General features: G+C 60.3%; 21 protein-coding genes. 10 read left to right on the plus strand and 11 right to left on the minus strand.

All coding sequences use genetic code 11. From position 1 onward, the window contains the following. Positions 1 to 13: 13 nt before the first annotated feature. The 3 genes from fabA to ACOYXH_RS17800 all read left to right on the plus strand — a co-directional run bounded on the left by fabA (position 14) and on the right by ACOYXH_RS17800 (position 2341). Positions 14 to 529 (plus strand): 3-hydroxyacyl-[acyl-carrier-protein] dehydratase FabA, encoded by a 516-nt coding sequence (gene fabA / locus ACOYXH_RS17790; protein WP_003227150.1) that lies wholly within the window; start codon positions 14 to 16, stop codon positions 527 to 529. An 11-nt stretch (positions 530 to 540) separates the two neighbouring features. Beyond that, on the plus strand, positions 541 to 1761 hold the full coding sequence (gene fabB / locus ACOYXH_RS17795) for a beta-ketoacyl-ACP synthase I (RefSeq protein WP_007968959.1): 1221 nt from the start codon (positions 541 to 543) through the stop codon (positions 1759 to 1761). Positions 1762 to 2152: 391 nt separating this feature from the next. Next, positions 2153 to 2341 carry a hypothetical protein gene (locus ACOYXH_RS17800; RefSeq protein WP_077574113.1) on the plus strand — a complete coding sequence of 63 codons (189 nt, stop codon included), beginning with the start codon at positions 2153 to 2155 and terminating at the stop codon, positions 2339 to 2341. 70 nt (positions 2342 to 2411) lie between these two features. Here ACOYXH_RS17800 and ACOYXH_RS17805 read toward each other — a convergent pair whose 3' ends face one another. The 7 genes from ACOYXH_RS17805 to ACOYXH_RS17835 form a co-directional block, all read right to left on the minus strand. After that, complete coding sequence (locus tag ACOYXH_RS17805) at positions 2412 to 2954, minus strand: DUF2058 domain-containing protein (protein ID WP_016987455.1); 543 nt, start codon at positions 2952 to 2954, stop codon at positions 2412 to 2414. A gap of 25 nt (positions 2955 to 2979) precedes the next feature. Then, positions 2980 to 3813: a nucleoside triphosphate pyrophosphohydrolase gene (gene mazG, locus ACOYXH_RS17810; protein WP_095125219.1), complete on the minus strand. Its 834-nt coding sequence runs from the start codon at positions 3811 to 3813 to the stop codon at positions 2980 to 2982. A gap of 148 nt (positions 3814 to 3961) precedes the next feature. After that, complete coding sequence (gene relA / locus ACOYXH_RS17815) at positions 3962 to 6205, minus strand: GTP diphosphokinase (RefSeq protein WP_077574114.1); 2244 nt, start codon at positions 6203 to 6205, stop codon at positions 3962 to 3964. Positions 6206 to 6306: 101 nt separating this feature from the next. Next, positions 6307 to 7683: a 23S rRNA (uracil(1939)-C(5))-methyltransferase RlmD gene (gene rlmD, locus ACOYXH_RS17820; RefSeq protein ID WP_095051064.1), complete on the minus strand. Its 1377-nt coding sequence runs from the start codon at positions 7681 to 7683 to the stop codon at positions 6307 to 6309. Then, positions 7683 to 8585 (minus strand): cysteine synthase CysM, encoded by a 903-nt coding sequence (gene cysM, locus ACOYXH_RS17825; protein WP_026000780.1) that lies wholly within the window; start codon positions 8583 to 8585, stop codon positions 7683 to 7685. Before cysM ends, rlmD begins: the two co-directional genes overlap by 1 nt. A gap of 253 nt (positions 8586 to 8838) precedes the next feature. Then, on the minus strand, positions 8839 to 10263 hold the full coding sequence (locus ACOYXH_RS17830; protein ID WP_258708678.1) for a sensor histidine kinase: 1425 nt from the start codon (positions 10261 to 10263) through the stop codon (positions 8839 to 8841). After that, on the minus strand, positions 10250 to 10972 hold the full coding sequence (locus ACOYXH_RS17835) for a response regulator transcription factor (protein WP_093442208.1): 723 nt from the start codon (positions 10970 to 10972) through the stop codon (positions 10250 to 10252). Before ACOYXH_RS17835 ends, ACOYXH_RS17830 begins: the two co-directional genes overlap by 14 nt. 219 nt (positions 10973 to 11191) lie before the next feature. Between ACOYXH_RS17835 and ACOYXH_RS17840 the strand changes: the two genes are divergently transcribed. Together ACOYXH_RS17840 and ACOYXH_RS17845 are read left to right on the plus strand one after the other, a co-directional pair. Beyond that, positions 11192 to 13945, plus strand: coding sequence for a response regulator (locus ACOYXH_RS17840; protein ID WP_095051076.1), 2754 nt, complete (start codon positions 11192 to 11194; stop codon positions 13943 to 13945). Positions 13946 to 14027: 82 nt separating this feature from the next. Next, on the plus strand, positions 14028 to 15017 hold the full coding sequence (locus tag ACOYXH_RS17845; RefSeq protein WP_460409853.1) for a 2-hydroxyacid dehydrogenase: 990 nt from the start codon (positions 14028 to 14030) through the stop codon (positions 15015 to 15017). Between the two features lie 12 nt (positions 15018 to 15029). On the opposite strand, the gene ACOYXH_RS17850 is transcribed toward ACOYXH_RS17845, so the two are convergent. Beyond that, a complete protein-coding gene (locus ACOYXH_RS17850; protein WP_095051074.1) occupies positions 15030 to 15488 on the minus strand; it encodes a hypothetical protein in 459 nt (152 codons plus the stop codon). 133 nt (positions 15489 to 15621) lie between these two features. Between ACOYXH_RS17850 and ACOYXH_RS17855 the strand changes: the two genes are divergently transcribed. Together ACOYXH_RS17855 and ACOYXH_RS17860 are read left to right on the plus strand one after the other, a co-directional pair. Further along, positions 15622 to 16056 carry a hypothetical protein gene (locus tag ACOYXH_RS17855; protein WP_095051061.1) on the plus strand — a complete coding sequence of 145 codons (435 nt, stop codon included), beginning with the start codon at positions 15622 to 15624 and terminating at the stop codon, positions 16054 to 16056. Next, the gene (locus tag ACOYXH_RS17860) at positions 16056 to 16460 is read left to right on the plus strand and encodes an META domain-containing protein (RefSeq protein ID WP_093442194.1); all 405 of its coding nucleotides are present in this window, start codon (positions 16056 to 16058) and stop codon (positions 16458 to 16460) included. Before ACOYXH_RS17855 ends, ACOYXH_RS17860 begins: the two co-directional genes overlap by 1 nt. Before the next feature lie 288 nt (positions 16461 to 16748). On the opposite strand, the gene ACOYXH_RS17865 is transcribed toward ACOYXH_RS17860, so the two are convergent. After that, entirely contained in the window at positions 16749 to 17216 is a 468-nt protein-coding gene (locus ACOYXH_RS17865) for a TlpA disulfide reductase family protein (RefSeq protein ID WP_007917494.1), read from the minus strand. A 113-nt stretch (positions 17217 to 17329) separates the two neighbouring features. Between ACOYXH_RS17865 and arsC the strand changes: the two genes are divergently transcribed. The 3 genes from arsC to ACOYXH_RS17880 are packed head-to-tail and all read left to right on the plus strand — an operon-like array spanning position 17330 to position 18703. Continuing rightward, positions 17330 to 17683, plus strand: coding sequence for an arsenate reductase (glutaredoxin) (gene arsC, locus ACOYXH_RS17870; protein WP_093442189.1), 354 nt, complete (start codon positions 17330 to 17332; stop codon positions 17681 to 17683). Further along, positions 17680 to 18276 carry an NAD(P)H:quinone oxidoreductase gene (gene wrbA / locus ACOYXH_RS17875; protein ID WP_095125223.1) on the plus strand — a complete coding sequence of 199 codons (597 nt, stop codon included), beginning with the start codon at positions 17680 to 17682 and terminating at the stop codon, positions 18274 to 18276. Before arsC ends, wrbA begins: the two co-directional genes overlap by 4 nt. 1 nt (position 18277) lies before the next feature. Next, positions 18278 to 18703 (plus strand): DUF2069 domain-containing protein, encoded by a 426-nt coding sequence (locus ACOYXH_RS17880; protein ID WP_220556853.1) that lies wholly within the window; start codon positions 18278 to 18280, stop codon positions 18701 to 18703. A 114-nt stretch (positions 18704 to 18817) separates the two neighbouring features. On the opposite strand, the gene ACOYXH_RS17885 is transcribed toward ACOYXH_RS17880, so the two are convergent. Beyond that, the gene (locus tag ACOYXH_RS17885; RefSeq protein WP_460409854.1) at positions 18818 to 19492 is read right to left on the minus strand and encodes a DNA-3-methyladenine glycosylase I; all 675 of its coding nucleotides are present in this window, start codon (positions 19490 to 19492) and stop codon (positions 18818 to 18820) included. 134 nt (positions 19493 to 19626) lie between these two features. After that, the gene (ttcA, locus tag ACOYXH_RS17890; RefSeq protein WP_093442168.1) at positions 19627 to 20451 is read right to left on the minus strand and encodes a tRNA 2-thiocytidine(32) synthetase TtcA; all 825 of its coding nucleotides are present in this window, start codon (positions 20449 to 20451) and stop codon (positions 19627 to 19629) included. Positions 20452 to 20699 lie beyond the last annotated feature (248 nt).

A 20699-nucleotide genomic window follows, 5' to 3' on the forward strand; every position in this document is an offset into this window, starting at 1 on the left:
TTGAGGAGCTCGCATGACCAAACAAAACGCCTTTACTCGGGAAGATCTGCTGCGCTGCAGTCGCGGTGAGCTGTTCGGCCCAGGTAACGCGCAACTGCCCGCCCCGAACATGCTGATGGTCGATCGCATCACCCTGATCAGCGAAGAAGGCGGCAAGTACGGCAAAGGTGAATTGGTCGCCGAGCTGGATATCAACCCTGACCTGTGGTTCTTCGCGTGCCACTTCGAAGGCGATCCGGTGATGCCGGGCTGTCTGGGTCTGGATGCCATGTGGCAACTGGTCGGTTTCTTCCTGGGCTGGCAAGGCCTGCCGGGCCGTGGCCGTGCGCTGGGTTCAGGCGAAGTGAAGTTCTTCGGTCAGGTGCTGCCGACCGCCAAGAAAGTTACTTACAACATTCATATCAAACGCGTCCTCAAGGGCAAGCTGAACCTGGCCATTGCCGATGGTTCGGTGACTGTCGACGGTCGCGAAATCTACACCGCCGAAGGCCTTCGCGTCGGCGTGTTCACCTCCACTGACAACTTCTAAGGGTTATTCGCATGCGCCGCGTCGTTATCACTGGTCTGGGCATCGTTTCGTGCCTGGGCAATGACAAAGAGACCGTCTCCGCTAACCTGCGTGCAAGCCGCCCTGGCATCCGGTTCAACCCGGAATATGCTGAAATGGGTCTGCGTAGCCAGGTTTCCGGCTCCATCGACCTCAACCTTGAAGAACTGATCGATCGCAAGATCTATCGCTTCGTCGGCCACGCAGCCGCGTACGCCTACCTGGCCATGAAAGACGCCATCACTGACTCCGGCCTGACCGAAGAGCAAGTGTCCAACCCGCGTACCGGCCTGATCGCTGGTTCCGGTGGTGCTTCCACGCTGAACCAGATGGAAGCGCTGGACATCCTGCGCGAGAAAGGCGTCAAGCGCGTTGGCCCGTATCGTGTAACGCGGACCATGAGCAGCACCGTTTCCGCTTGCCTGGCCACGCCATTCAAGATCAAAGGCCTGAACTACTCCATCGCATCTGCCTGCGCCACCAGTGCTCACTGCATCGGTACTGCCATGGAACAGATCCAGATGGGCAAACAGGACATCGTTTTCGCCGGTGGCGGTGAAGAAGAGCACTGGAGCCAGTCGTTCCTGTTCGACGCAATGGGCGCTCTGTCCAGCAAGCGTAACGACACCCCAGAACAAGCTTCCCGTGCCTACGACGCCGACCGTGACGGTTTCGTCATCGCTGGCGGTGGCGGCATGGTCGTGGTTGAAGAGCTGGAACACGCTCTGGCCCGTGGCGCGAAAATCTACGCCGAAATCGTTGGCTACGGCGCAACGTCCGACGGCTACGACATGGTTGCCCCAAGTGGCGAAGGCGCGATCCGCTGCATGCAGATGGCGATGTCCACCGTTGATACGCCGATCGACTACCTGAACACCCACGGCACCTCGACTCCGGTCGGCGACGTCGCGGAAATGAAAGGTGTGCGTGAAGTGTTCGGCGACAAGGCACCGGCGATCAGCTCGACCAAGAGCCTGTCCGGTCACTCCCTGGGCGCCGCCGGCGTTCACGAAGCGATCTACTGCATGCTGATGATGGAAGGCAACTTCATTGCCGGCTCCGCCAACATCGACGAGCTGGACCCTGAAGTGGCCGACCTGCCGGTGCTGACCAAGACCCGCGAGAACGCCACCATCAACACTGTGATGAGCAACAGCTTCGGCTTCGGCGGCACCAACGCCACGCTGGTACTGAAGCGCTGGGAAGGCAAGTAACTCCCCCCGCTTGAGCCACACATGAAAACGCCCCGACTGGTTCGGGGCGTTTTTTTTCGCCTGTAGAAAATAGCCGGGACACCGCTGATCCCTGTGGGAGCTGGCTTGCCAGCGATAGCGGAGTGTCAGGCAACGAAGATGCTTGCTGTGCCGACGTCATCGCTGGCAAGCCAGCTCCCACAGGGATCCAGAGCGTTCTGGAGATGAAACTTCTGTCATGAAACTTACCGCCCTGCGACCGAATGTCGCGGATTACGCGGGCTGCAGCACTGTTGCAAAAAACGCAATAACACCTTGCGCAAATCAAGCGTTTACTTAGCAAGCTAACAAATCATATAAAAGAGTCCTGCACACGCCTTGCTGCAGATAACTTGAGATTTGGAGCTAGCAGATGACTGTAAAAGTAACTGAACGCGACGATTCACACATGTCCCACGAAGGCGTAGCCGCCGGTATCCGCATCTGGGACGTGCATCAACAAGACTTGCTGGTCGGCATGTTCCACAACGAGATCGATGCCCACAACTACAAGGCCGAACTCGAAGTACAAGAGCAACAACGCGAAACCCGTTCCTCCTGATTCAACCACAGCATTGAAAACGACAAACCCCGCCATGAGCGGGGTTTGTCGTTATTACAGCTTTATCGATTTACCACATCAGATCATCAGGGATCTGATACGCCGCGTACGGATCGTCCTCGGTGCTGACCTCTTCGGTCTGCACGTTGAGCTGGACGATGCGCTGTGGATCGCGCTCCTGGATCTTCAGGGCCGCTTCACGCGGGATCACTTCGTAGCCGCCGGCATGGTGCACGATCGCCAGCGAACCGCTGCTGAGCTTGTTGCGCATCAGCGTGTTGACCGAGATGCGCTTGACCTTCTTGTCGTCGACGAAGTTGTAGTAGTCCTCGGTGGTCAGCTTCGGCAGACGCGAGACTTCGATCAGTTGCTTGACCTGTGCTGCACGCGCCTTGGCTTCGGCTTTCTCTTTCTGCTGGCGGTTCAGCTCCTGGTCACGCTTGACCTTCTCAGCCATGGCTTCCTGGGCGGCACGCTGCTGCGAGTCATCCAGTTCGATCTGACCTTTGTGCGCCAGACGTTGCTGCTTCTGCTTGTCCTTGCTGACCTGCTTGGCCTGCTTTTGGTTGACCAGGCCTGCTTTGAGCAACTGGTCGCGAAGGGAAATACTCATGGTGCTTACTCACTTGGGCAGTGGCTCAGCCGCAGCCGGGCAAATTCTTTTCCTGACGTTTGGCTTCACCCCACAGGGCGTCCAACTCTTCGAGGGTGCAATCTTCTATGGGACGGTGGGTGTCGCGCAATGCCTGTTCGATAAATCGGAAACGTCTTTCGAACTTGCCGTTGGCGCCACGCAGCGCAGTTTCCGGGTCGACCTTCAGATGCCGGGCCAGGTTGACCACGGAAAACAGCAGATCGCCGATCTCGTCAGCCACGGCGACGGGATCGTTTTCGGACATGGCTTCGAGGACTTCATCGAGTTCTTCACGCACCTTGTCGAGCACCGGCAAGGCGTCTGGCCAGTCGAAACCGACCTGGCCTGCGCGCTTCTGCAACTTGGCCGAACGCGACAATGCCGGCAACGTCGCCGGCACGTCATCGAGCAGTGACAGTTGCTCGGGCGCGGCAGATTTCTCGGCGCGCTCTTCAGCCTTGATCTCTTCCCAGCGCTGCTTGACCTGTTCTTCACTCAAGCGCGGCACATCCAGCGGTGCGTAGAGATCACCGGTGGGGAACACGTGGGGATGACGACGGATCAGTTTGCGGGTGATGCTGTCGATCACCCCGGCAAATTCGAAACGCCCTTCTTCCCTGGCCAACTGGCTGTAATACACCACTTGGAACAGCAGATCGCCCAGCTCGCCCTGCAAGTGATCGAAGTCGCCGCGCTCGATGGCGTCGGCCACTTCGTAGGCTTCTTCGAGGGTGTGCGGAACGATGGTCGCGTAGGTTTGCTTGATGTCCCACGGGCAACCGTATTGCGGATCGCGCAGACGGTTCATCAGGTGGAGCAGGTCTTCAAGGCTGTACATACAAAATCTCACTCAACCCTTTCTGCGATCTTGATCGTTCCCACGCTCTGCGTGGGAATGCAGCCCATGACGCTCCGCGTCACTGGACGCAGAGCGTCCCTAGAGGCATTCCCACGCGGAGCGTGGGAACGATCAATCGAAGTCATCTTCAAGGGGTACGGTTACGCCGCGTTTCGATGATGTTCGGCAACTGCGAAATCCGCCCGAGCAACCGCCCCAGTGCATCCAGTCCCGGGATCTCAATGGTCAGCGACATCAGCGCGGTGTTGTCTTCCTTGTTCGAGCGGGTGTTGACCGCGAGCACGTTGATACGCTCGTTGAGCAATACCTGCGAGACGTCACGCAGCAGACCGGAACGGTCGTAGGCGCGGATGACAATGTCCACCGGGTAGGTGAGCACCGGCACCGGGCCCCAGCTGACCTGGATGATCCGCTCCGGCTCGCGTCCGCCCAGTTGCAGCACCGAGGCGCAGTCCTGACGGTGAATGCTCACGCCACGACCCTGAGTGATGTAACCAACGATCGCATCGCCCGGCAGCGGCTGGCAGCAGCCGGCCATCTGCGTCATCAGGTTGCCGACGCCCTGAATCTGAATATCGCCACGCTTGCCCGGTTTGTAGCCGGTGGCCTTGCGCGGAATCAGTTCTAGCTGCTCGTTGCCGCGTTCCGGTTCGACCAGTTGCTGCGCGAGGTTGACCAGTTGCGCCAGACGCAGGTCGCCGGCACCGAGGGCGGCGAACATGTCTTCGGCGGTTTTCATGTTGGCCTTGTCGGCCAGCTTGTCGAAGTCCACCGCTGGCAGGCCGAGGCGCGTCAGTTCGCGCTCGATCAGGGTTTTACCGGCGGCAACGTTCTGATCGCGCGCCTGCAATTTGAACCAGTGAACGATCTTCGCCCGCGCCCGCGAGGTAGTGACGTAACCGAGATTCGAGTTCAGCCAGTCGCGGCTCGGCGTACCGTGCTTGCTGGTGATGATCTCGACCTGCTCACCGGTCTGCAGGCTGTAGTTGAGCGGCACGATGCGCCCGTTGATCTTCGCGCCACGGCAGTTGTGGCCGATCTCGGTGTGCACGCGATAAGCGAAGTCCAGCGGTGTCGCGCCCTTCGGCAAGTCGATGGCGTGGCCATCGGGGGTGAAGATGTAGACCCGATCCGGCTCGATATCGACGCGCAGTTGTTCGGCCAGACCACCGATATCGCCCAGCTCTTCGTGCCACTCGAGGACCTGTCGCAGCCAGGAGATTTTCTCTTCGTAGTGGTTCGAGCCGGATTTGACGTCGGTGCCCTTGTAGCGCCAGTGCGCGCAGACGCCGAGCTCGGCTTCTTCGTGCATCGAGTGCGTACGGATCTGCACCTCGAGCACTTTACCCTCAGGGCCGATCACCGCCGTGTGCAGCGAGCGGTAGCCGTTCTCTTTCGGGTTGGCGATATAGTCGTCGAATTCTTTCGGGATGTGCCGCCACAAGGTGTGGACGATACCCAGCGCGGTGTAGCAGTCGCGCATTTCCGGGACCAGCACGCGCACCGCACGCACGTCGTAGATCTGGCTGAATTCCAGACCCTTGCGTTGCATTTTGCGCCAGATGGAATAGATGTGTTTGGCCCGGCCGCTGATGTCGGCATCGACGCCGGTGGCTTGCAATTCATCCTTGAGCTGGGTCATCACATCGGCGATGAAACGCTCACGGTCCAGCCGTCGCTCGTGGAGCAACTTGGCAATCTGCTTGTATTGATCCGGCTCGAGATAACGGAAGGACAAGTCCTCCAGTTCCCATTTGATATGACCGATGCCGAGGCGGTGCGCGAGCGGCGCATAAATGTCGAAGACTTCGCGGGCGACGCGGTTACGCTTTTCGTCGTCGGCGGTTTTCACCGCACGAATGGCGCAGGTGCGTTCGGCGAGTTTGATCAGGGCAACGCGAACGTCATCGACCATCGCCACCAGCATCTTGCGCAGGTTTTCCACCTGCCCTTGCGTGCCCATAACCATCGACTGACGCGGGCTGAGGCTGGCACTGATGGCGGCCATGCGCTGCACGCCGTCGATCAGTTTGGCCACCACCGGGCCGAAGCGCTGGCCGACGGCCGCGAGTTCGATCTGGCCTTCACGCACGCCGCGATACAGGACCGCTGCGACCAGCGAATCCTGATCGAGCTTGAGGTCGGCGAGAATCTCGGCGATTTCCAGGCCAGTACTGAAGCTGCCGGAGCCTTCGGCCCACAGATTCTTCCTGGCATTGGATTGTTGTTCGGCCTCGCGAGCGAACTCGCAGGCTTCTTTCAAGGCTTCGCGATCCAGTGCCAGATCGACACTGACCGCGTGATCGAGCCAAGCCTCGAGATTGATACTGCCGTCAGTGTTGATCGGCTGGTGTGCTCTCACCTGTACCATCTTGCTTTACCTTCCCTACGACGCAGATTCAATGCGTCAAATCGCTGATCCTTGTTGCCCGTTTGCGCTCGCGGGGCTAAAGCGAGCGCTGCGCGGACAGATCAGGCGGATTCAGACGAGCCATCCTGGCTCGCTTCAAATAACGCCATGGCCTCGACATGTGCCGTCTGAGGAAACATATCGAGAATCCCGGCACGTTTTAACCGGTAGCCCTGCTTGATCAATTCGACCGTATCGCGCGCCAGAGTTGCAGGGTTGCACGACACATACACCAACCGTTTGGCACCCAGGGTCGCCAGCTTGCGAACTACCTCGAAAGCACCGTCACGCGGTGGGTCCAAGAGTACCGCAGAAAAGCCGTTTCCGATCCACTGGGCATCGGTCAAAGGCTGGGATAAATCGGCTTGAAAAAACTTTGTGTTATGCAAATTGTTACTAGCGGCGTTGGCTTCAGCGCGATCAACCATGGTCTGCACGCCTTCGACCGCCACCACTTCCCGAACGGTTTTGGCCAGCGGCAAGGCAAAGTTGCCCAGGCCGCAGAACAGATCCAGCACGCGCTCGTCGCTACCGGGTTTCAGCCAGTCCAGCGCTTGCGCAACCATGGCTTCGTTGACGCCGGCGTTGACCTGGATGAAGTCACCCGGGCGGTACGCCAGATCCAGATCCCACTGTTCCAGGCGATAGCCCAGCGCCTGGGTCGCATCGACCGGTTGCGGCTCGCCTTCGCCATGCAGCCATAATTGCGCTTCATGGAACTGGCAGAATTCCTTGAGAATGGTCAGATCCGCTTCCGACAACGGCGCCATGTGCCGCAGCAGCACCGCCAGTGACGAGCCACTGAACAACTCGACATGGCCCAATGCTTGCGGTTTGCTCAAACGACGGAGCATCTCCGGCAAACGGGTCATGATCGGTTGCAAGGGCTGTACCAGCACCGGGCATTCGTTGATCGCGACGATGTCCTGGCTGCCGGCGGCACGGAAACCGACTTCGAGTTTCTTCGCCTTCATGTCCCAGCGCACGGCGATGCGGGCGCGACGGCGATAGCCGAATTCGGGACCGGTCAGCGGCGCTGCCCACGCTTCAGGTTCGACACCGGCGACACGCGACAATTGCTCGGCGAGCATGCGCTGTTTCAGGGCAAGCTGTTCGCTGTGGGGCAAATGCTGGACGCTGCAACCGCCACAACGACCGGCGTGCTGACACGGTGCCGGGCGACGCAGTTCGCTGGCCTTGAACACCCGCTCGGTGCGCGCCTCGACCACTTTGCCGTGGGCGCCGAGCACCCGCGCTTCGACCTCTTCGCCGGCGAGGGCGCCGAGGACGAACCAGGTTTTGCCTTCGAAAAACGCGATACCGCGACCGTCATTGGCCAGGCGCTCGATGCTCAAGCGCTGTTTTTTGCCGGTCGGAATTTGCGCGGCCTTGCTCCCACCCGTGGGCTGGAAGCGCAGGCCTCTCTCGTGCTTGGCCATCAGTTAGGCGCGTCGAAAATGCCGGTCGACAGGTAACGGTCGCCACGGTCGCAGATGATCGCGACGATCACCGCGTTTTCAACTTCTTTGGACAGGCGCAGCATCGCTGCCACCGCACCGCCCGAGGACACGCCGCAGAAGATACCTTCTTCGCGGGCCAGACGACGGGTCACGTCCTCGGCCTCGCTTTGCGCCATGTCGACGATACGGTCGACGCGGTCGGCCTGATAAATTTTCGGCAGGTATTCCTGCGGCCAGCGGCGGATGCCGGGAATGGCCGAGCCTTCCATCGGTTGCAGACCGACGATCTGCACGCTGTCGCTCTGCTCTTTCAAGTAGCGCGACACGCCCATGATGGTGCCGGTGGTGCCCATCGAACTGACGAAATGGGTAATGGTGCCCTGGGTCTGACGCCAGATTTCCGGACCTGTGGTGGTGTAGTGCGCCTCAGGATTGTCGCCATTGGCGAACTGATCGAGCACCTTGCCACGGCCTTCGGCTTCCATCCGCTGCGCAAGGTCGCGGGCGCCTTCCATGCCTTCTTCCTGGCTGACCAGAATCAGCTCGGCACCGTACGCGGTCATCGCCGCTTTACGCTCGGCGCTGGAGTTGTCCGGCATGATCAGGATCATCTTGTAACCCTTGATCGCAGCGGCCATGGCCAGCGCGATCCCGGTGTTACCCGAGGTCGCTTCGATCAGCGTATCGCCGGCGTGGATCTGCCCGCGCAACTCGGCGCGGGTGATCATCGACAACGCCGGACGGTCCTTGACCGAACCCGCCGGGTTATTCCCTTCGAGCTTGAGCAATAGGGTGTTGCTGGTAGCACCGGGCAGGCGCTGCAAACGCACCAGCGGCGTGTTGCCGACGCAATCGGCGATGGTTGGGTACTGCAAGGTCATGGCGTATTCGCAATCCAGACGTGCGGGGGCGCCTATCATACCGGCAAACCCGCGCAGGCCATATCACGCAAAGTGCGGTGCTTATGGTTTATGGGAATAAGGGATTGAAAGTCGCACCAGTGGTGCGACTTTTACGGTGGGTCATCTTAATTGGCGGTGATGCGTATGGCCTCTTCGCGAGCAGGATCGCTCCCACAGGGAGTAGTGTCATTCGCAGAATAGTGTCAGCAGTGATGACACTATTAACTGTTGATCACACAATCTGCGGCGAACCGAGTTCCAATGTGGGAGCGAGCCTGCTCGCGAAGGCGTCAGTCGGCGCAACACCGTCATCCGCCAGCAACCGCAAATTCAACCGCAACCCTGCCCCGCTATTTTCCGCCCAAATACTCCCGCCCTGACGCTGCACGGCATTGCGCGCGATGCTCAGCCCCAAGCCAAATCCACCGTCGCCGGGCCGCGAGCCGTCAAGGCGGGTGAAAGGCGAGAAGATCCGTTCCAGATCCCCTTCCGCTACGCCGCCGCCCTGATCTTCCAGCCACAGGTGCCAGTAATCGCCATCGCGCCGTCCATCGAGCCGCACAATCCCGCCCGCAGGCGAATGCCGAATCGCGTTGCGCAAAATGTTCTCCAGCGCCTGCGCCAGGGTATTCAAGTTGCCGCGCACCCAGCACGACGCCTCGACCGAACACTGCAATTGCAGACTCGGCCAGCCGCTTTCATAACAGGCATTGTCGGTGAGCATTTCCCACAGGGCCTGAATCTGGATCGCCTCGTCGGGCAATGGCGAGCGGTCAGTATCGAGCCAAGCCAGTTGCAGGGTGTCTTCGACCAGTCTTTGCATACCGTCGACTTCGCGACCGATACGTTCGCGTAGCTGCACCAAATCCTGCTCGCTTTCGCTGGCCACGCGCAGCCGGCTCAGCGGCGTGCGCAATTCGTGGGACAGATCGCGGAGCAATTGCTGTTGCAGGGCGACGGTGGATTGCAGGCGCTCGGACATGGAGTCGAACGCCCGCGCCAGCTCGCCGAGTTCATCCGGGCGCTGGGTGATACCGCTCGACAGGCGCACATTCAATTGATCGGCACGCCAGGCGTTAGCCTGTTCGCGCAGGTTGTTCAGGGGCACGACCAGCAAGCGGTACAGACCGACACAGAGCAATAACGTGAACAGACCTGGAATCACGCCGTTGGTGATGACGCGCCAGAACACCCGGTACTTACCCGGAACAAATCGTTCGGGCAATTCGATCACCAGGCTGCCGGCAGACGGCTCTTTGGGGAAAGGAATGCGCAACCACGGGCGGCCTTTCTTGTGGATCGGCCAGTCGAGCCCACGCAAGAAGGTCAGGTGCTGAATTTCCTGATCATTCAGCGGATCATTGCTCAGCGACTGTAAGTTGCCACCGATCACACCGACCCAACTGGCTTCACGCAACTCCATGCTCTGCAACCAGTCATCGACCCCGCTGCGGCCGCCGTGCTGCCAGGCCTGTTCCGCTTGCGCGGCGTAACGCGTCAGGGTGCCGCGCGCTTCGTCGGAGAGGAACTGGTTGCGCTCCTCCATATAACGGCCCCACGACCAGCTCAGCCAGATCATCAGCAGACAAAATGCGACCAGCAGAAACGCCAGTTTCCAGAACAGTGAATGCCGCCCCGGCAGTTCAGAGCGTTTCATCAGCGGCGCTCAACACGTAACCCTTGCCCCAGACGGTGCGCACTTCACGCTCGGTGTAACCGATGGCTTTCAGTTTGCGGCGGATCTGGCTGATATGCATGTCGAGGCTGCGATCGTGGGCCGCGTAGCCGCGCTGCAAAACGTGCTGATAAAGGAAGGCTTTGCTCAGCACTTCCTCTTCGTTGCGATTGAGGGTTTCGAGCAAACGGAATTCGCTGCGGGTCAGCCCGGCGGGTTGTTCGCGGAAAAACACATCGCACTGTTGGTCATCGAAGCGCAGCGTACCGACCGCCACTGGCGCCGCCAGCGCTGCCGGGCGCCGATCCAGCGCAACCCGGCGCAGGATCGCTTCGATGCGCACATGCAACTCGGCCATGCTGAACGGCTTGGGTAAATAATCGTCAGCACCGAGACGGAAACCGCTGATGCGATCCGCCTCGGCGCCGAGGGCCGACATCAGCAGTACCGGTGTCGAATGGCTCTGGCGCAATTGCGTCAACACCTGCAAACCGTCCAGGCCCGGCAAGAGAATATCCATCAGCACCACGTCGAACGGCTGGCGCGTGGCGATGTTCAGGCCTTCCTGACCGTTCTGGCACCAGGTCACCTGAAAGCCGCTGCGGCCCAGATGTTCGTGAACATAGGCGCCGAGTACCGGATCGTCTTCGATGGAGAGAATGCGTGGCTGGCCAGCGGAAACAGGAGTCATGAGTATCTGCAAGTAATTCTCAGTTGAGACTGATTATTCAAGATTGCCGGGCATCGGGCAACTCAAGGTTGACCGAGCTGACCAACGAGCAGCGACGCCCTGCCCCGACGCGAGCGCATTTTTCCGGAGATTGCCCGCGAGCAAATCGCTACACTGCGCCAATGTCGCGTGCCGGATGCACGCATGAGTCAACAGATCAGCGGGATGCAGGAGATAGGCGTGCTCAAGAAACTGGGAATCAAAGGTCGCGTGTTATTGCTGACCTTGTTGCCGACCAGCCTGATGGCGCTGGTGCTGGGTGGTTATTTCACCTGGACGCAGCAGGCCGACTTGCAGACCCAATTGATGCAGCGCGGCGAAATGATTGCCGAGCAACTGGCGCCGCTGGTGGCACCCGCCATGGGCCATGGCAACAGCGAATTGCTGGAGCGCATCGCCACGCAATCCCTTGAACAGCCGGACGTGCGCGCGGTGACCTTCCTCGCCCCGGACCGCTCGCCGCTGGCGCATGCCGGCCCGACCATGCTCAATCAGGCACCGAGCGGCGACAGCGCGCATTTGCAACGGCGCAGCGGCAATGACGCGACGCGTTACCTGATGCCGGTGTTCGGCAAACATCGCAACCTCGCCGGCGAACTGATCCCGGAAGAATCCGAGCGACTGCTTGGCTGGGTCGAATTGGAGCTGTCGCACAACGGTATGTTGCTGCGCGGTTATCGCAGCCTGTTTGCCAGCCTGCTGCTGATTGCCGCGGGTCTGGCGGGGGCCGCACTGCTGGCGTTGCGCATGGGCCGCACCATCAACCGGCCGCTGAGCCAGATCAAGCAAGCCGTCGCGCAACTCAAGGACGGCCATCTGGAAACGCGTTTGCCACCGCTCGGCAGTCAGGAGCTGGATGAACTGGCCTCCGGGATCAATCGCATGGCCGGCACCTTGCAGAACGCCCGCGAAGAACTGCAACACAGTGTCGATCAGGCCACCGAAGACGTGCGCCAGAACCTGGAAACCATCGAGATCCAGAACATCGAACTGGACCTGGCGCGCAAAGAAGCGCTGGAGGCGAGCCGGATCAAATCCGAATTCCTCGCCAACATGAGCCACGAGATCCGCACGCCGCTCAACGGTATTCTCGGCTTCACGCACCTGTTGCAGAAAAGCGAACTGACCCCGCGCCAGCTCGATTATCTGGGCACCATCGAAAAGTCTGCCGACAGCCTGCTGGGGATCATCAACGAGATCCTCGACTTCTCGAAAATCGAGGCGGGCAAACTGGTGCTCGACCATATTCCGTTCAACCTGCGCGACCTGTTGCAGGACACCCTGACCATCCTCGCCCCCGCCGCACACGCCAAGCAATTGGAGCTGGTCAGTCTGGTCTACCGCGACACGCCGTTGTCGCTGGTCGGTGACCCCTTACGCCTGAAGCAGATCCTCACCAACCTGGTCAGCAACGCAATCAAGTTCACCCGCGAAGGCACCATCGTTGCCCGCGCGATGCTTGAAGATGAACACGAAGACAGCGTGCAGTTGCGCATCAGCATTCAGGACACCGGCATCGGCCTGTCGAATCAGGACGTGCGCGCGTTGTTCCAGGCCTTCAGTCAGGCCGACAACTCGCTGTCGCGGCAACCGGGCGGCACCGGCCTGGGACTGGTGATTTCCAAGCGTCTGATTGAGCAGATGGGTGGTGAAATCGGCGTCGACAGCACACCCGGCGAAGGCTCGGAATTCTGGATCAGCCTGAGCCTGCCGAAAACCCGTGACGACGCCGAAGACTTGCCGGCCCCGCCGCTACTCGGGCGCCGCGTGGCAGTACTGGAAAGTCATGAACTGGCGCGTCAGGCCTTGCAACATCAACTGGAAGATTGCGGCCTCGATGTCACGCCGTTCAATACGCTGGAAACCTTGACCAATGGCGTCACCGGCGCGCACCAGACCGATCAGGCGATTGATCTGGCGGTCATCGGCATCACCAGCAACGACATGCTGCCCGAGCGTTTGAATCAGCACATCTGGGACCTCGAACATCTGGGCTGTAAAGTGCTGGTGCTGTGCCCGACCACCGAACAGACGCTGTTCCATCTGTCGGTGCCGAACCCGCACAGTCAGTTGCAAGCCAAGCCGGCCTGCACACGCAAACTGCGTCGTGCGCTGGCCGATCTGGTCAACCCGCGCCAGCCGCGCAATGAGCCAGGGGAACCGCTGTCGAGCCGCGCGCCGAAAGTGCTCTGTGTCGACGACAACCCGGCCAACCTGCTGCTGGTGCAAACCCTGCTCGAAGACATGGGCGCCAAGGTACTTGCGGTGGAAAGTGGCTACGCGGCGGTCAAAGCCGTACAAAGCGAGTCCTTCGATCTGGTGTTGATGGACGTGCAGATGCCGGGCATGGACGGCCGCCAGAGCACCGAAACCATTCGCCAGTGGGAAAGCGAGCGGCACTGCACGCCGCTGCCGATCGTCGCCCTCACCGCCCACGCCATGGCCAACGAAAAACGCGCGTTGCTGCAAAGCGGCATGGACGATTACCTGACCAAACCGATCAGCGAACGGCAACTGGCGCAGGTGGTGCTGAAATGGACCGGCCTGGCCTTGCGCAATCAAGGGCCGGAGCGGATCAGCGACAGCGCGGCGGGCAATAATGAACTGCCGGTGCTCGATCACGAGGAAGGTTTGCGCCTGGCCGCCGGCAAGGCTGATCTGGCGGCAGACATGCTGGCCATGTTGCTCGCCTCACTGGAAGCCGACCGCGAGGCCATCCGCGCGGCGTGCGAAAACCGCGACCAGAATGCATTGATCGAACGCGTCCATCGCCTGCACGGTGCCACCCGTTATTGCGGCGTACCGCAATTGCGCGCGGCCTGCCAGCGCAGCGAAACCCTGCTCAAGCAGGACGACCCCAAGGCCGTGGCAGCGCTGGAAGAACTGGAGCGCGCGATCAACCGGCTCGCGGCACAAGCGAAGATCAGCGCCTGATCCACGGCAATGCCGGCCAACACCGGCAGCGCTAAAGTGGGTTCGGGTGATTCAATCCGTGTCGATGTTCCAGGAGGATTTCATGCGCACGCTCGTTTTCAGCAGCCAGACCTATGACCGCGACAGCTTTCTCGCCGCCGCTTGCCCGGCAGGTATCGAGCTGCACTTTCAAGCGGCCCGGCTCAGCCTCGATACGGCAGCGCTGGCCGATAGACATGAAGTGGTCTGTGCGTTCATCAATGATGATCTCAGCTCTCCCGTGCTGGAGCGCCTGGCTGCGGGCGGCACGCGTCTGATTGCCCTGCGCTCGGCGGGCTACAACCATGTCGATCTGGCCGCAGCGAAACGTCTCGGACTGGCCGTGGTGCGCGTGCCGGCCTACTCGCCGCATGCGGTGGCCGAACACGCCGTGGCGCTGATCCTGGCCCTCAACCGTCGCCTGCACCGTGCCTATAACCGCACCCGTGAAGGCGATTTCAGCCTCCATGGCCTGACCGGTTTCGACCTGGTCGGCAAAACCGTGGGGATTGTCGGCACCGGACAGATCGGCGCCACGTTCGCGAAAATCATGCACGGTTTCGGTTGTGAGCTACTGGCTTACGATCCCTTCCCCAACCCCGATGTTCTGGCGTTGGGTGCGCGTTACCTGAGCCTGCCGGAACTGCTCGCACAGTCGCGGATCATCAGCCTGCACTGTCCGCTCAACGAGCAAAGTAAACACCTGATCAACCGCGATTCACTGGCGCACATGCAGGCGGGCGCCATGCTTATCAATACCGGCCGTGGTGGGCTGGTCGACACACCGGCACTGATCGATGCATTGAAGGACGGCCAACTCGGCTATCTGGGGCTGGATGTCTATGAGGAAGAGGCACAACTGTTTTTCGAGGATCGCTCCGACCTGCCTTTGCAGGACGATGTGCTGGCGCGATTGCTGACCTTTCCCAACGTGATCATCACCGCGCATCAGGCCTTTCTGACCCGCGAAGCGCTGGGTGCAATTGCCGCAACCACCCTGCACAACATCGCGACCTGGGCGGCGGGAACGCCACAGAACCAGGTCGAGGGCTGAGGTTTTTTGCGCTTATTTCGGTGAAAGCGAAGACGCCAGAATCAGCATCGCCAGCCAGCCGAAACCAAAAAAGCGCTGTTTCATCGAGTGGCCGTAGCGCAGCAGGAACCAGACGAAAAACATCGGCAGCAGGAAGATCATGATCTTCAGCCAGCCTTCCACCGGACGACTGCCGTCGGCATTGGCCTGCTCTGTGGCCGGTTGCTCGGTTGGCTGCTGGCGCCGACGCCGTGCGGCGGCCGGCATGACTTTCGGTAAAGGTTGCGGTTCAGGCGCTGGAGCAGTGACTTCGGGCACAGCCTTGTTACGCGGCAGACTGCCAAAAGAAATCGTCGAAGGCTGAGCCGGGGCCGCAGTTGCCTGCGCCTGGGCGTGAGCGGTTTGCTCCGCCATCGGAGCTCCACAATGAATGCAGGCCGAGGCTTCGGAGCTGATGCTCTTTTTGCATTCATAACATTCGATCAGCGCCATGTTCCGTTCCTTCAGATTCGAGGCCGGCAGTTTGCCATGAGTGTCGCGGTATTTGAACCGGATCGAAGGTCGCACGCGCGCATCATTCTGCAATCAACCCCGTGCTAGCATGTCGCGCATATTTGGAGGACCCATGGTCGAACACGATTTCCGCTATACCCTGATGAACCCGCAACACACCCTCACCGAATGCCGCGCCCTCGTTCCGGGCCGCTATCAGGTCACCGGCAATGGTGGCTCGATTCGCATCGGTGACGCGCTGTTGGTCACCCTCAAAGGCAGCAAGGACTTGTCCATGCGCCTGACCGTTGAAACCGTCCGCCACCTGATCAACCCGCCGGGCCAATGGACCGCGATGACCACTGGCCCGGTGTTCGGCGAACTGGCGATCCACACCTGGCAGGTCAATTGCGACAGCTGCGCCAAAGAGCTGAGCTTCGAATTTGCCGTGGACGCCAAACTCGGCAAGGCCGCAGAGAAACCGGCGGCCACCGCGCGCATCGCCGAGCTGGGCTGGAAAGCCGTGGGCGAAAAGCACCTGTGCCCGAAATGCCAGGAGCCTGCGTGATGAAACGGCTTGCCCTGACCGCTATGGTCGGTGTGGGTCTGGTGGGTTGCGCGGCAGAGCCTGTGCAACTGCAACAGAACCGCAGCTACATTCTGGAGTGGATCGGCGAGCGCCCGCTGATGGATTACAGCCATCTGACCGTGACCCTGGGCGATGATGGCCGCGCCTACGGCAACGGCGGCTGCAACCATTGGTTTGCGCCGTATACGCTGGACGGCGACAAGCTGACCTTCGGCAAGATCGGCAAGACCCGCAAACTCTGTGCACCAGCGTTGATGGAGCAGGAACAACGCTTCCTGCAGGCGCTGGAACACGTCGAGCGCTGGGATATCTCGCCGATCGAGCAGATGCGCTTCTGGCCGGCTGAAGGCAAGCCGCTGCGCTGGTGGCTGGAAGAGGGTTGATTGGCTAGTCCGCCGATGCCCTCATCGGAACGCCGCCCGCCTAGCCCTCTCCCAGGGGGAGAGGGGACTGATTGGGGGATATTGGGGAGCTACGCCGACCTGAAGGGTCTTCATCGAATCCATAATCGATCGAATCCCGCTCTTGCGACTGCCTAATCGAGCGGATCTGGTTTTGACGAATTCACAATCGACTCGATCTCTCAGGTCGATGTACCTCGCCAGACACCTCGGTCGGCTCCCTCTCCCTCTGGGAGAGGGCTGGGGTGAGGGTTGCTCTTTAGCGGCAACTCACTTGGTCGCTTGTAACGCCTCCAGCTTCGCCATCACCCCCGCCGCCGTCTGCTCCCCCATCAACTGCTCACGCACCTTGCCTTTGTTGTCGATGATGTACGTCACCGGCAGCGCCTCACTGCGCGGTAACTCAAACAACTCCGCCGGATCCTGCGCCAGCACGGTGAACTTGATGCCCAGTTTTTCACTGGCGTCTTTCAGCTCCACACCTTGCACATTGTCAAAGTTGACCCCGAACACGCCGACGTTCTTGCTCTTCAGCTCGTCAGCCAGATGGTTGAGCTCCGGGATCTCGGTGCGGCACGGGCCGCACCATTCGGCCCAGTAGTTGAGCACCACCCATTGTTTGTCGAGACGTTCGGACGCGACCTTCTGACCGTTCTGGTCAATCCCGTAATCATTGCCGCAGCCCCCCAGCATCAACGCCCCGATTATCGTCAATGCCGCTGCCAATCGCCGTGTCATGTCGTGTTCCTTGAGAAAATTTGAAGGCGCCTGCGACCCATTGCCTCCGAAGGTTCTGGATTGCGCGCTGCACAGTTAGAATAGCCGCCACTTTACGCCAGAAGCGACCCGCCATGACCGATCTGACGCTTTATCACAATCCGCGCTGCTCGAAATCCCGCGGCGCGCTGGAGCTTCTTGAAGCCCGCGGCCTGACCCCGAACGTCGTGCGGTACCTCGAGACCCCGCTGAATGCAGCGCAAATCAAGGCCCTGCTCGGCAAGCTCGGGATCAGCGCACGTCAGTTGCTGCGCACCGGGGAAGATGAATACAAAATGCTTCAACTGGCTGACGAAAGCCTCAGCGAAGCGCAATTGATCGACGCCATTGCCCAGCATCCAAAACTGATGGAGCGACCGATTCTCGAAGTCGGCGACAAAGCGGTGATCGGTCGTCCACCCGAAAATATCCTGGAGTTGTTGCCGTGAGCGCGCCGTACATTCTGGTGCTGTATTACAGCCGCAACGGCTCGACCAACGAGATGGCCCGGCAGATTGCCCGCGGTGTCGAACAGGCTGGCCTCGAAGCGCGCCTGCGCACCGTGCCGGCGATCTCCACCGAGTGCGAAGCCGTGGCCCCGGCCATCCCGGAGGACGGCGCGCTGTACGCAACGCTGGATGATTTGAAGAACTGCGCTGGCCTCGCCCTCGGTAGCCCGACGCGTTTCGGCAACATGGCCGCGCCACTGAAGTACTTCCTCGACGGCACCAGCAACCTGTGGCTGACCGGCGCCCTCGTCGGCAAACCGGCTGGCGTGTTCACCTCCACCGCCAGCCTGCACGGCGGTCAGGAAACCACCCTGCTGTCGATGATGTTGCCGCTGCTGCACCACGGCATGCTCATCACCGGCCTGCCGTACAGCGAGTCGGCGCTGCTGGAAACCCAGGGTGGCGGCACGCCTTACGGTGCCAGTCATCACGCCGGAGCGGACGGCAAAAAAGGCCTTGATCAGCACGAAGTTGCACTGTGCCGTGCGTTGGGTCTGCGGCTGGCCAAAACCGCTCAGAAACTGGTGGGCTGAGATGGCGAAGAAGCCGAAGATTCTGCCGAGTGTCGAGTGGCTTGAGCCACGGGTGAAGGCGATGCGGGTGCTCAGCCTGCTGAGCTTTTTCGCCCTAGCCGGTCTGCTCGCGGCCTACTATCTGCTGTTCGCCGACCTGCACGGCGCGCGGCCATGGGTGATTCTGCTGGTCGAGCTGATCCCGTGGATCATCCTCGCCCCGGCGATGATCATGGGCAGTGCCCGTGGGCATTCGTGGATGTGCTTTGTGGTGAATCTGTATTTCATCAAAGGCGCACTGGCGGCGTATGACCCGAGTCGACAGTGGTTTGGGGTGCTGGAGATGATCGCGAGCCTGGCGGTGTTCTGCTCGGCGCTGTTGTATGTGCGGTGGCGGTATCAGTTGAATCGCAAGCAGGCTGGCGAAGGCGAAGTCTCCGTCGCCTGACAGACCGCCATCGCTGGCAAGCCAGCTCCCACAGGGTCTGTGTTGAAACACAATATTGTGATCAATACAAAAACCTGTGGGAGCTGGCTTGCCAGCGATTGGGGCAACTCGGTATCAATGATTCACTGTGTACGCGAGCATCATCGAAATCTGGCTCATGGCCCGCCCGCCACTCTGCTCATGCCACTGGTTGAACACATCCTGCACGATCGCCAGGTCACGCAAACTGGTCGGCACCTTATCAACGATCTTCTGCGCATTCAGCACCGCGACCACGTCGTAGCTCGGCACAAACGTGTCCTTGCCAACCATGCGCAAAAACCGTGGCGCCGACAGCCCGCCCAGTTGATGACCGTGCTTTTTCAGGTATGTCCACAGGCCGACGATATCGGTCACCGGCCAGTCAGCGATCAACGCGCCGAAACTGCCCTTCTCTTTCTCGACATCGAGGATGAACTGCGCATTGCGCGGCACGCTCTTGAGTTTGCCCAGGTGACGGATAATCCGCGCATCCTGCATCAGGCGTTCAAGGTGTTCGGCGCTCATCAGCACGACTTTTTCCGGGTCGAACTTGAAGAACACCTCTTCGAAGGCCGGCCACTTGGCGTCGACCAGACTGTGTTTGAGGCCGGCGCGAAATACGCGCAGGGCCATGGTCGAGAGGTAACGGTCGTCGCTGATCTTGCGCAGTTGTGCCGGGGTCTTGGGAACGGGCAGATGGGCTTCCAGTTCAGCCGCCGAACCGAAGCGGTTCAGACAGTATTCGTGCAGCCACTTGTAATCGCGCATGCCCTCTCCTATTGAATGAAGCAAGAAACCAATGTGGGAGCGAGCCTGCTCGCGAAGTGGGAGTATCAGTCAACAAATCAGTTGAATGACGCACCGCTTTCGCGAGCAGGCTCGCTCCCACATTTGAAATGGGTTTACAGATTGACGACGTTGACGAAGCGCGAAGCCGCGGTCTCGTCGATCTTCAGGCTGGTGAAGTCGAACAGGTTGCGGTCGGCCAGTTGCGATGGAATCACGTTCTGCAGGCTGCGGAAGATGCTTTCGGTACGGCCCGGGGTCTTGCGCTCCCAGTCCTGAAGCATCTCCTTGACTACCTGACGCTGCAGGTTTTCCTGCGAACCGCAGAGGTTGCACGGGATGATCGGGAATTCCTTGAAGTCCGAGTAAGCCTGAATGTCTTTCTCGTTGCAGTACGCCAGCGGACGGATCACCACGTTGCGGCCGTCATCGGCACGCAGCTTCGGCGGCATGGCCTTGAGGCTGCCGTTGAAGAACATGTTGAGGAAGAACGTCTCGACGATGTCGTCCCGGTGGTGACCGAGGGCCATTTTCGTCGCGCCAATCTCATCGGCAAAGGTATACAGCGTGCCGCGACGCAGGCGCGAGCACAGCGAGCAAGTGGTCTTACCTTCCGGGATCAGTTCCTTGACCACCGAGTAGGTGTCTTTCTCGACGATGTGGTACTCGACGCCCAGCTCTTTCAGATAGGCCGGCAGCACATGCTCGGGGAAGCCCGGCTGCTTCTGGTCCATGTTCACCGCAACGATCTCGAACTTGATCGGGGCAACCTTTTGCAGGTGCAGCAGCACATCGAGCATGGTGTAGCTGTCTTTGCCGCCGGACAGGCAGACCATGACCTTGTCGCCATCTTCAATCATGTTGAAATCGGCGACCGCTTCGCCGGCCAGACGGCGCAGGCGCTTTTGCAGTTTGTTCTGGTTGACCGTAAGAGTGCCCATGACGCGAAATCCGTGAGGTGTGACGAAAGGCCGGCATTTTACGCAAAAACCCCGGGGTTGTGGGCACAGGTTGTCGCGGCCAGCCGACGGCGCGTTAACAGACCCCGAGGCGATTACCCGCACTGTTTACAGCGCGATTTGCTCTAAGCCCCTAATACCTGTACGGGTAAGACCTTTCTATACTGCGACATAAGGTCGCACACATCTGAAGACCTGTATTTGCTCGGCCACCTTGGCCCGTAGGCGCT

The sequence above is a fragment of the Pseudomonas sp. Mb7 genome, from assembly GCF_054790525.1.

Coding starts and splice junctions, on each gene's coding strand:
- fabA (WP_003227150.1), top strand. CDS start 14: ATGACCAAACAAAACGCCTTTACTCGGGAAGATCTGCTGCGCTGCAGT.
- fabB (WP_007968959.1), top strand. CDS start 541: ATGCGCCGCGTCGTTATCACTGGTCTGGGCATCGTTTCGTGCCTGGGC.
- ACOYXH_RS17800 (WP_077574113.1), top strand. CDS start 2,153: ATGACTGTAAAAGTAACTGAACGCGACGATTCACACATGTCCCACGAA.
- ACOYXH_RS17805 (WP_016987455.1), bottom strand. CDS start 2,954: ATGAGTATTTCCCTTCGCGACCAGTTGCTCAAAGCAGGCCTGGTCAAC.
- mazG (WP_095125219.1), bottom strand. CDS start 3,813: ATGTACAGCCTTGAAGACCTGCTCCACCTGATGAACCGTCTGCGCGAT.
- relA (WP_077574114.1), bottom strand. CDS start 6,205: ATGGTACAGGTGAGAGCACACCAGCCGATCAACACTGACGGCAGTATC.
- rlmD (WP_095051064.1), bottom strand. CDS start 7,683: ATGGCCAAGCACGAGAGAGGCCTGCGCTTCCAGCCCACGGGTGGGAGC.
- cysM (WP_026000780.1), bottom strand. CDS start 8,585: ATGACCTTGCAGTACCCAACCATCGCCGATTGCGTCGGCAACACGCCG.
- ACOYXH_RS17830 (WP_258708678.1), bottom strand. CDS start 10,263: ATGAAACGCTCTGAACTGCCGGGGCGGCATTCACTGTTCTGGAAACTG.
- ACOYXH_RS17835 (WP_093442208.1), bottom strand. CDS start 10,972: ATGACTCCTGTTTCCGCTGGCCAGCCACGCATTCTCTCCATCGAAGAC.
- ACOYXH_RS17845 (WP_460409853.1), top strand. CDS start 14,028: ATGCGCACGCTCGTTTTCAGCAGCCAGACCTATGACCGCGACAGCTTT.
- ACOYXH_RS17850 (WP_095051074.1), bottom strand. CDS start 15,488: ATGGCGCTGATCGAATGTTATGAATGCAAAAAGAGCATCAGCTCCGAA.
- ACOYXH_RS17855 (WP_095051061.1), top strand. CDS start 15,622: ATGGTCGAACACGATTTCCGCTATACCCTGATGAACCCGCAACACACC.
- ACOYXH_RS17860 (WP_093442194.1), top strand. CDS start 16,056: ATGAAACGGCTTGCCCTGACCGCTATGGTCGGTGTGGGTCTGGTGGGT.
- ACOYXH_RS17865 (WP_007917494.1), bottom strand. CDS start 17,216: ATGACACGGCGATTGGCAGCGGCATTGACGATAATCGGGGCGTTGATG.
- arsC (WP_093442189.1), top strand. CDS start 17,330: ATGACCGATCTGACGCTTTATCACAATCCGCGCTGCTCGAAATCCCGC.
- ACOYXH_RS17880 (WP_220556853.1), top strand. CDS start 18,278: ATGGCGAAGAAGCCGAAGATTCTGCCGAGTGTCGAGTGGCTTGAGCCA.
- ACOYXH_RS17885 (WP_460409854.1), bottom strand. CDS start 19,492: ATGCGCGATTACAAGTGGCTGCACGAATACTGTCTGAACCGCTTCGGT.
- ttcA (WP_093442168.1), bottom strand. CDS start 20,451: ATGGGCACTCTTACGGTCAACCAGAACAAACTGCAAAAGCGCCTGCGC.